The sequence below is a fragment of the Inquilinus limosus MP06 genome (assembly GCF_000767795.1).
In the GTDB taxonomy this organism is placed as follows: Bacteria; Pseudomonadota; Alphaproteobacteria; order DSM-16000; family Inquilinaceae; genus Inquilinus; species Inquilinus limosus_E.
Genome location: NZ_JANX01000229.1, coordinates 1 through 9034 on the forward strand (window position 1 = coordinate 1; position 9034 = coordinate 9034).

The 9034-nt window shown below is 70.2% G+C and carries 12 protein-coding genes; 3 read left to right on the forward strand and 9 right to left on the reverse strand.

All coding sequences use genetic code 11. The features are described 5' to 3' along the window. From P409_RS17865 to P409_RS17895, 7 genes are all read right to left on the reverse strand, one after another. On the reverse strand, positions 1 to 257 hold a 257-nt coding region (locus P409_RS17865), incomplete at its 3' end, for a phosphatidate cytidylyltransferase (RefSeq protein ID WP_161790422.1). After that, the gene (locus tag P409_RS17870; protein WP_034840552.1) at positions 247 to 981 is read right to left on the reverse strand and encodes an isoprenyl transferase; all 735 of its coding nucleotides are present in this window, start codon (positions 979 to 981) and stop codon (positions 247 to 249) included. The genes P409_RS17865 and P409_RS17870, both read right to left, overlap by 11 nt. An 8-nt stretch (positions 982 to 989) precedes the next feature. Then, positions 990 to 1511 (reverse strand): ribosome recycling factor, encoded by a 522-nt coding sequence (gene frr, locus P409_RS17875; RefSeq protein WP_343285512.1) that lies wholly within the window; start codon positions 1509 to 1511, stop codon positions 990 to 992. A 38-nt stretch (positions 1512 to 1549) separates the two neighbouring features. Beyond that, positions 1550 to 2275 (reverse strand): UMP kinase, encoded by a 726-nt coding sequence (pyrH, locus tag P409_RS17880; RefSeq protein WP_034840559.1) that lies wholly within the window; start codon positions 2273 to 2275, stop codon positions 1550 to 1552. Positions 2276 to 2320: 45 nt separating this feature from the next. Then, the gene (gene tsf, locus P409_RS17885; RefSeq protein ID WP_034840563.1) at positions 2321 to 3247 is read right to left on the reverse strand and encodes a translation elongation factor Ts; all 927 of its coding nucleotides are present in this window, start codon (positions 3245 to 3247) and stop codon (positions 2321 to 2323) included. A gap of 107 nt (positions 3248 to 3354) precedes the next feature. Next, on the reverse strand, positions 3355 to 4146 hold the full coding sequence (rpsB, locus tag P409_RS17890) for a 30S ribosomal protein S2 (RefSeq protein WP_034840568.1): 792 nt from the start codon (positions 4144 to 4146) through the stop codon (positions 3355 to 3357). A 281-nt stretch (positions 4147 to 4427) separates the two neighbouring features. Beyond that, positions 4428 to 4754, reverse strand: a complete 327-nt coding sequence (locus tag P409_RS17895) for a hypothetical protein (RefSeq protein ID WP_034840572.1) — start codon at positions 4752 to 4754, stop codon at positions 4428 to 4430. A 503-nt stretch (positions 4755 to 5257) separates the two neighbouring features. Between P409_RS17895 and P409_RS17900 the strand changes: the two genes are divergently transcribed. Genes P409_RS17900 through P409_RS17910 form a run of 3 tightly spaced genes read left to right on the forward strand, consistent with a single transcriptional unit; the run spans position 5258 to position 6337 of the window. Beyond that, the gene (locus P409_RS17900) at positions 5258 to 5575 is read left to right on the forward strand and encodes a hypothetical protein (RefSeq protein ID WP_052120849.1); all 318 of its coding nucleotides are present in this window, start codon (positions 5258 to 5260) and stop codon (positions 5573 to 5575) included. Between the two features lie 26 nt (positions 5576 to 5601). Beyond that, positions 5602 to 5940, forward strand: coding sequence for a hypothetical protein (locus P409_RS17905; protein ID WP_152613427.1), 339 nt, complete (start codon positions 5602 to 5604; stop codon positions 5938 to 5940). 55 nt (positions 5941 to 5995) lie between these two features. Continuing rightward, positions 5996 to 6337 (forward strand): hypothetical protein, encoded by a 342-nt coding sequence (locus tag P409_RS17910; RefSeq protein ID WP_034840582.1) that lies wholly within the window; start codon positions 5996 to 5998, stop codon positions 6335 to 6337. Here the strand turns inward: P409_RS17910 and P409_RS17915 are convergent. Then, positions 6334 to 7857 carry a malonate--CoA ligase gene (locus P409_RS17915; protein WP_034840586.1) on the reverse strand — a complete coding sequence of 508 codons (1524 nt, stop codon included), beginning with the start codon at positions 7855 to 7857 and terminating at the stop codon, positions 6334 to 6336. The two genes, P409_RS17910 and P409_RS17915, sit on opposite strands and share 4 nt — an antisense overlap. A 13-nt stretch (positions 7858 to 7870) precedes the next feature. After that, on the reverse strand, positions 7871 to 9034 hold a 1164-nt coding region (locus P409_RS17920; RefSeq protein ID WP_152613428.1), incomplete at its 5' end, for a malonyl-CoA decarboxylase domain-containing protein.

Sequence of the window (9034 nt, forward strand, 5' to 3'; positions counted from 1 at the left end):
ACGGCGCCGGCGCAGCCGGTGGCGATGGTCACCGCGACGACGGCGATCGCGGCAGAGGCCCGGGCCCAGCCGGGCGCCGGGCGCCGCAGCACCAGCCGCAGCCATTCATCGGCGCCGAGCACGCCGAGCAGGCCGACGATGACCGCGAACTCCCACTGCCCGACATAGACGGCGGCGAGGATCAGCGGTCCGAGAACGAGGCTGGAGAGGATCCGCAGCGTCAGGTTGCTGCGCTTCGCCCCGGGGCTATTGGCCACCGACGGCGCCATAGCGACGTTCCCGCCGCCGGAACTCGGCGAGGGCGGCCTCCAGGTCGGCATGGCCGAAATCCGGCCACAGCGTGTCGACGAAGACCAGCTCGGCATAAGCCGCCTGCCACAGCAGGAAGTTGCTGATGCGCTGCTCGCCGCTGGTGCGGATGATCAGGTCCGGGTCCGGCAGGTCGGCCGTGAACAGCCGGCCGGCGAACAGCCCTTCGTCGATCGCTTCCGGCAGCAAGGCCCCCGAGGCGACCTCGCGCGCCACCCGGCGCGCCGCCTCGGTGATCTCCTGCCGGGCGCCGTAGCTCAGCGCGACGGTCAGGTTCAGCCGGGTGTTGCCCGCGGTCAACGTCTCGCTCTCGGCCAGCAGGTCGACGATGTCGGGGGCCAGGCGCCCGCGGTCGCCGATGAAACGCAGCCGCACGCCCTTGCGGTGCAGGGCCTTCAGCTCGCCGCGCAGGAAGAAGCGCAGCAGCTTCATCAGCTCGCCGACCTCGAGGATCGGCCGGCGCCAGTTCTCGGTCGAGAATCCAAACAGCGTCAGATAGCCGACATCCAGGGCGATGGCGGCATCGATCGTCCGCTGCACGGCATGGACGCCCTGGCGGTGGCCGATGGCGCGGGGCAGGCCCTGGGCGGTCGCCCAACGGCCGTTGCCGTCCATGATGATCGCGACATGGAGCGCGGGCTGATCCTCGGCCTTGGGGGCGAAACGGTGCATCCCGTTGCTCAGACCTGGAGGATCTCTTTTTCCTTCTGCGCCGCCGCTTCGTCGATCTCGCGGATGCGGCTGTCGGTCAGGCCCTGGATCTTGTCGGCGAGGCGCTTGTGCTCGTCCTCGGAGATCTCGTGGTCCTTCTCGGCCCGCTTCAGCGCGTCCATGCCGTCGCGGCGAACGTTGCGCACCGCGACGCGGGCGGCTTCGGCATATTTGCCGGCGACCTTGGTCAGCTCACGCCGGCGCTCCTCGCTCAGCTCCGGCAGCGGCACGCGGACAGTCTGGCCTTCGGTCTGCGGATTCAGGCCCAGGCCGGAATCGCGGATCGCCTTCTCCACCGACTTGACCGCGCTGCGGTCCCAGACGGTCACGGTCAGCATGCGCGGCTCCGGCACGCCGATGGTGCCGACCTGGTTCAGCGGCATCTGGGCGCCGTAGACGTCGACCGTGATCGGCTCGAGCAGGCTGATGCTGGCGCGGCCGGTGCGCAGACCGGCAAGATCCTTGCGCAGGGACTCCAGAGCACCCGCCATGCGGCGGGAGATGTCGTCGAGATCGGCTTTGGCCACGCTCAGCCCTCCTCGGTCACGATGGTGTAGCGTCCCTGCCCTGCGACCACCTCCGCAAACGCGCCATGCTCGTTGATGGAGAAGACCAGGATCGGGATCTTGTTTTCACGGGCCAGCGAGATCGCCGCATGATCCATGACGCGGAGATCTTTTGCCAGCACATCCATGTAGGTCAAGCGGTCGAAGCGCTTGGCTCCTTCGACCCGCAGCGGGTCGGCGTCATAGACGCCGTCGACCTGCTTGCCCATGAGCAGGGCGTCGCAGCCCATCTCGGAGGCGCGCAGGGCGGCGCCGGTGTCGGTGGTGAAGAACGGGTTGCCGGTGCCGGACACGAAGATGACGACGCGGCCCTTCTCCATGTGCCGGATGGCCCGGCGTCGGATATAGGGCTCGCATACCGTCTGCATCGGGATGGCCGAGACCACGCGGGTGTGCAGGCCCTTGTGCTCGCAGGCGCTCTGCAGCGCCAGGCCGTTCATCACCGTGGCCAGCATGCCCATGTAGTCGGCGGTCGCCCGCTCGATGCCGGAGGCGGCGCCGCTCATGCCGCGGAAGATGTTGCCGCCGCCGACCACCATGCAGATCTCGACGCCGAGGGCGTGGACCTGGGCGACGTCATCGGCGATGCGCTCCACCATCTTCGGGTCGATGCCGTAATCCTGGTCGCCCATCAGGGCTTCCCCGGAAATCTTCAACAGCACCCGTCGATACTGGGCCGCCTTCGCCATGTCGCTCCACTCCCTCAGCGCCGCCAATCTGTTCTTGAGTTCGGCTCAGCGGCCGAGAGTCGCCGCCACTTCGGCCGCGAAGTCGCCCTGCTCCTTCTCGATACCCTCGCCGAGCACGAAGCGGACGAAACCGGTCACGCTGACCGGGGCGCCGGCATCTTTGGCCGCAGCCTCGATCGCCGCGCGGACCTTGGTCTCGCCGTCCAGCACCCAGACCTGCTCGTGCAGCACCACTTCCTCGTAGTACTTGCGGATCCGGCCCTCGACCATCTTCTCGATGATCGCCTCGGGCTTGCCGCTGGCGCGGGCCTGCTCGACCAGAACGGCGCGCTCACGCTCCAGGTTGGCGGCGTCGACGTCGGCAATGTGCAGCGCATCCGGCCGGGCCGCCGCGATGTGCATCGCGACCTGCTTGCCGAAGGCCTCGAGCTTGGCCTTGTCGCCGGTCGACTCCACAGCCACCAGCACGCCGATCTTGCCCAGGCCGGCCGCGACCGGGCTGTGCACATAGGCGGCGACGACGCCGTTCGACACCGACAGGGCGGCGCTGCGACGCAGGCTGATGTTCTCGCCGATGGTGGCGACCAGCTGGGTCACCTCTTCGCCGGCGGTGCGGCCCGTGCCCGGGAAGGCGCTGGCGGCCAGCGCCGCGACATCGCCATTCGCCTGCAGGGCGAGGCCGGCCAGGGTCGAGACGAGGCCCTGGAACTTGTCGTTGCGCGACACGAAGTCGGTCTCGGAGTTGACCTCGACCAGCGCGCCCCGATTGCCCTCGACGGCGGCGCCGACCAGACCCTCGGCGGCGACGCGGCCGGCCTTCTTGGCAGCGGCGGCCAAGCCCTTCTTGCGCAGCCAGTCGACCGCGGCCTCCAGGTCGCCGCCGGTCTCGCCGAGCGCCTTCTTGCAATCCATCATGCCGGCGCCGGTCTTCTCACGAAGCTCCTTCACCAGCGCTGCCGTGATCTCCGCCATATCGTCCTCGCATCCGGTTCGTTCGGCGCCGCGCCCCTGCACGGTCGCAGGCGCCCTCATCGACAGAAAGGGGCGGCTTTCTGGGCCGCCCCTGGTTCGCTCTCGGCTCAGGCGGCCGGCTGTTCCGCCTCGCCGGTCTCCGCCGGCGGCGGCAGCTCCTCCTCGACCGGCGCCTCCTCCAGCGCGCCGACATCGGCGCCGCTGGCGCTCATCTCGGCCTGGATGCCGGAGATGACGGCGCCGGAGAACAGCTCGCAGTAGAGCTCGATCGCGCGCAGCGCGTCATCGTTGCCCGGCACCGGGAAGGTGATGCCGTCTGGGCTGGAGTTGCTGTCCAGCACGGCCACGACCGGGATGCCGAGCTTGGCGGCTTCCAGGACCGCGATCGATTCCTTGTTGGTGTCGATGATCACCAGGATGTCGGGCAGGCCGCCCATGTCCCGGATGCCGCCCAGCGCCTTCTCGAGCTTGTCGCGCTCGCGGGTCAGGGTCAGCTGCTCCTTCTTGGTCAGGCCGACCGCGCCCTGGGCGAGCTGCTCGTCCATCTCCTTCAGGCGGCGGATCGACTGCGACACCGTCTTCCAGTTGGTCAGCATGCCGCCGAGCCAGCGATGGTTGACGAAGTACTGGCCGCAGCGCTTGGCCGCGTCGGCGATCTGGTCCTGAGCCTGGCGCTTGGTGCCGACGAACAGGACGCGGCCGCCATTGGCGACGACCTCACGCACGGCGTCGAGCGCGCGGTGCAGCAGCGGCACGGTCTGCTCGAGATCGATGATGTGCACGCCGTTGCGCACGCCGAAGATGTACGGAGCCATCTTCGGGTTCCAGCGGCGGGTGTGGTGGCCGAAATGCGCGCCCGCTTCGAGGAGCTGGCGCATGGTGAAGGTCGGCGTAGCCATGGTCGGAAGATCCTTTTTCCGGTTGTTCCGCCGCGGGCTTTGCCCCTCGCCGCACCGCGGATTGCGGATATGGCGAAAAGCACCGGAGCGACCGAGCCACTGCCGTGGCAGGCCGCGATGCCCGCGTGTGGGATTGACGACGGCGCGGTTGATACGCCCTGCGCCCGCGAAATGCAAGCCGGGCGATCTGCGGTTGGTTCGGCAGGGCCTGCCGGGCGGTTGGGCGGCTTCCGCGTGCGGGAGTCGCCCGACCGCCCGAATTCAGCCCCGCTATGCGCGGTTCAGGCGCTGCGGCGATCGGTCCAGACGAACCGCGAGCGGTAGCGCTGCGCCCGGCGGGCGCGGTGCTCGGCCAGGTCATCGACCGGCGCGGCGGGCTGGACCGGCTCGGCGGCGGCCGGCTCGTCCCAGCGGGCGACGAGCTTGCTGGTCTCCGCATCGCGGATCCAGCGCAGCAGCACCTTGTCCTCGTCCCGGACCGGGTCGTGGCGCAGGTCGCGGTTGCGGAAACGCGGGAGGGCCGCCAGGGCCTCGGCCCGCGGGGAGATCACGGCGCCCAGCGCCAGGCGCAGGCGGCGATCGAAGCAGGAGAGAAATGCGAGGTTCATCGTTCGCTCCGTATCCCGCACGCGGCGGAAGCGGGGCGAACGGCGCTCCGACCCTAGGTCCGGCTCACGCCATCCACCCGGCCGACGCCGAGTGCGATCCAGTAATGTTCCGGTGACGTCACCGCGGCCGGACCGGCCTTGGCGACGCCACGACTAGGGTGGTCGTCCATCTGTCTCTCGTTGTGAGATTGGCGCCGGGCGGGCCTGGGCTCGCTCGGCGTCACCGGCGATGTATGCCCGCGCCCCCTCGGAGTCAAGGCCAAAGCAAATACCGCGGAGTGCCTGGGCCGGAGCGGCTTTCCGCGCTGGTCGGGCCGACCGTTCCGGACCTCCCGCCGCGGCCGGAGTCGCCGGCTCTCGGCCCCAATGGCCCATGGTCCAATGGAACGAAGATGCGGGTCGGTACCATTGTTCCTTCTGCAGGCCTGTTGCAGACGGCCGCACCGGGCCGGCCGGTCGGGCGGGATGCCCGGTCGCCCGCAATCCTGGCCAGGAGGGCGCTGATGCGCATCCTCTTTCCCTTCGTGACCGCGCTCGCACTCGCCGCCAGCAGCGCGACCGCCCATGGACCGGCGGCGTGGATCCAGAACGGTCAATACCGGAACCTGTCCGGCACGCATGAGCAGTGCTGCGGCCCGCATGACTGCGCCGCCTTCGCGTCCCGTGATGTCCAAGTGCGCCCCGACGGGTATATGATCCGGCCCCTGTCGATGCTGATACCGACCGACCAGGCCCAGTTCAGCGAGGACCAGAACTACTGGCTGTGCCGCAAGCCGGACGGTTCGATGCGCTGCTTCTTCATCCCGAACGTCGGCGCCTGAGGCGGGGCCGGCGAGGAGAAGGCCCGATGACGCTGTTTCCTCCAGGCCCTCGCCGCATCGCCGCAACGTGCGTGACGGCGCTGCTCCTCCTCACGGCCGCGGCCGCGGCCCGAGCGGCGCTGCCGCCCTATTGGCAGCGCCTGGAGGAGATCAAGGCGATCCTGGACAGCAACGAGCTCTCCGAGAAGCTTCAGGGACATCCGATCGACCGGATCGAGCGGCCGGGCGACGACTTTTACCGGGTCCAGGCAGGCCCCTGCTCGCTCGACATCCGCATCGTCGACGACCCCGCCAGCAGCACCAAGCCGGCGATGCCGGGCCCGCGCAGCTTCCATATCGAGGCCGGCAAGGCCGCCTGCCGCTGATCCCTGGAACCGGCACCGTGCCCGCCGCGTTGGCCAGGTTTGGCAAGGAGGCACCATGCACGCCTACTCCGTCCGGATCGTGCCCGCCGGCCGCCAGGACCCGCTGTGGCGCGCTGTCGATCCCGACAACGGCGCCGACTTCATGAGCGACATGATCGTCTTCGCCGAGGACCCGGAGGATGCGCGCCGCTATCTCGATGCGACCCTCCTGGCCACCGGCTTCGCGCCGGACCGGCCGCCGCTACGCGGGACCGGATCGCCCTGGCAGGAGCCCGGCCTGGTGCGGATCGAGGCTGCGCCCGAATTCGATCCCGTCGCCCGCCTGGCCGGCCGCAACCACGTGGCGCGGCGCCAGGGCTTCCTGAGCAATCCGACGACCGACCCGCTGCGAGACTAGGACGGGGTCTTGAAGGTCGTCCCGTACTGCTCGCGCAGGGCGGCCTTCTGCACCTTGCCCATGGCGTTGCGCGGGATCTCCGCCACCACGAACACCGCCTTGGGCTGCTTGAACCGGGCCAGCTGGTCCTGCAGCGCCGCCTGGATCGCGGCCGGGTCGAGCGGCGCGGCGCCCGCCCGCATCTTCACCACCGCCGCCACCGCCTCGCCGAAATCCGGATGCGGCAGGCCGATCACCGCCGATTCCTCGACGCCCGGGATGGCGTCGATCAGGCCCTCGACCTCCTTCGGATAGACGTTGAAGCCGCCGGTGATGATCAGGTCCTTGGCCCGGCCGACGATCGAGACATAGCTGCGATCGTCCACAACCCCGACATCGCCGGTGATGAAGAAGCCGTCGGCGCGGAACTCGGCGGCGGTCTTCTCCGGCATCCGCCAATAGCCCTTGAAGACGTTCGGCCCCTTGACCTCGATCACCCCGATCTCGCCCCGCGGCAGCGGCCTGGCGTCCTCGCCCACCACCCGCAGCGACACGCCGGGCAGCGGGAAGCCGACCGTCCCCGCCCGCCGCTCGCCATCGAGCGGGTTCGAGGTGTTCATGTTGGTCTCGGTCATGCCGTAGCGCTCGAGGATGGTGTGCCCCGTGCGCTGCCGGAACTGCTCGAAGGTGTCGGCCAGGAGCGGCGCCGAGCCGGAGATGAACAGCCGCATATGCGCGCATGCCTCGGCGGTGAGGCCCGGCTGCTCCAGCAACCGGGTGTAGAAGGTCGGCACGCCCATCATCACGCTGGCCCCGGGCAGCAGGCGCAGCACCTCGGCCGCGTCGAATTTCGGCAGGAACAGCATGGTCGCCCCGGCCAGCAGGGCGCAGTTGGTGGCGACGAACAGGCCGTGGGTGTGGAAGATCGGCAGGGCGTGCAGCAGCACGTCGTCCGGCCGGAAGCCCCAGTAATCATGCAGGGTCAGGGCGTTCGACAGCAGGTTGTCGTGGCTGAGCATCGCCCCCTTGGACCGCCCGGTGGTGCCGGAGGTGTAGAGGATCGCGGCCAGGTCGTCGGGCTCGCGCGGCAGCGTCTCGAACCCGTCCGGCTCCCGCGCCGCGGCCTCGACCAGGGTCCCCTCCCCGGCCGCGCCGAGGGTGAGCACCGCCTTGGCCCCGGCCGGTCCGGCCACCGCCTCGATCTCGGCCAGCCGGGCCGGCTGGCACACCGCCAGCGACGGCTCGGCATCGCCGGCGAAATAGGCGACCTCGCCCTTGGTGTAGGCGGTGTTGAGCGGCAGGTAGACCGCCCCGGCGCGCAGGCAACCGAGATAGAGCGCCACCACATCCTGCGACTTGTCGACCTGCACCATCACCCGGTCGCCCGGCGCCACGCCCAGCCGCCGCAGCAGGTTGGCATAGCGGGCGCTGGCGGCCTCCAGATCCGCATAGGAGATGGCGCGGCCGTCGGCGAGCGCCAGCGCCGGCTTGGAGTGGTCGGCAGGGAAGCGGGCGGACAGGGCGCGGTAGAGATTGGTCATGCGGCTCGGCGAGTCAGAGATAGGGCTTCAGCTGGCGCGCCACCGCGCGGCTCGTCGCCACCTTGCCGGCATTGACGAAGGCCTCGTGGTTCCGCTCCAGCTCAGCCGGATCATAGAGGTAATTGACCAGAAGTCCCCAGCCCTGCTCCAGCCCCTTCGGCGAGGCATCGCCGGCCCAGTTCAGCCGCTCCAGCCGGGCGCCGTTGCCGAGATGGAAGCGCGCCACCGGGTCGACCAGCCGCCCGTTCGGCCGCAGCTCGGCGGCGAGATAGCGGGCGCAGAGGCCGGTCAGCGCCGCCTTCCGCGCCTTGTCCGCCGCCACGGCCTCGATCCCGCCCGCGGCCAGGGCTGGCAGAAGATCATCGGCGGCGTCCCGCACCGCCGCGACCTCATGCTGCGGCGCCGCCGTCTCCAGCCAGCGCCGGAAGCCGGGAATCGGCGACAGGGTCGAGAAGGCGGCGAGGTTGGGCAGGGTCTGCTGCAGGTCGGCCACCACCTGCTTCAGCAGGAAGCTGCCGAAGGAGATGCCGCGCAGCCCCTTCTGGGTGTTGGTGATCGAGTAGAAGATCGCCGTGTCCGCGGCGGCGGGGTCGCCGACCGGCGCCTTGGGGTCCAGCAGCGGCGCCACCTCCCCCGCCAGGCCGCGCACCAGCGCCACCTGCACGAAGATCACCGGCTCGTTCGGCAGCGCCGGATGGAAGAAGGCATAGCAGCGCCGGTCCTCGGCCAGGCGCCGGCGCAGGAACTCCCAGCCCGGGATGGCGTGCACCGCCTCATACTGGATCAGCTTCTCCAGAATGATCGCCGGCGTCTCCCAGGTGATCCGCCGCAGCTCCAGGAATCCGCCGGAGAACCAGTCGGTCAGCACGTGCTTCAGGTCGGCATCCACGATCCGCAGCTCCGGGTTCCCGTCGGCGAGGTCGAGGGCGTCGGCGCGCAGCCCGATCACGAACTCCGTGCCCTCGGGCAGCATGTTGATGCGGCGCAGCAGCTCCCGCCGCGGCGGCTCGGCCGCCTCGGCCAGGGCCAGGGCGCTGGACGCGCTGGGCTCGGCCATGAACGCGCGCGCGGCGGCGGCGATCGCCGCATGGTCGGGCCCGAACTCCCGCGCCAGCAGGGTGAAGAAGGCCTCGCGCCCGGCCGCGTCCAGGCCACGATAGAGGGCCACCAGCTCACG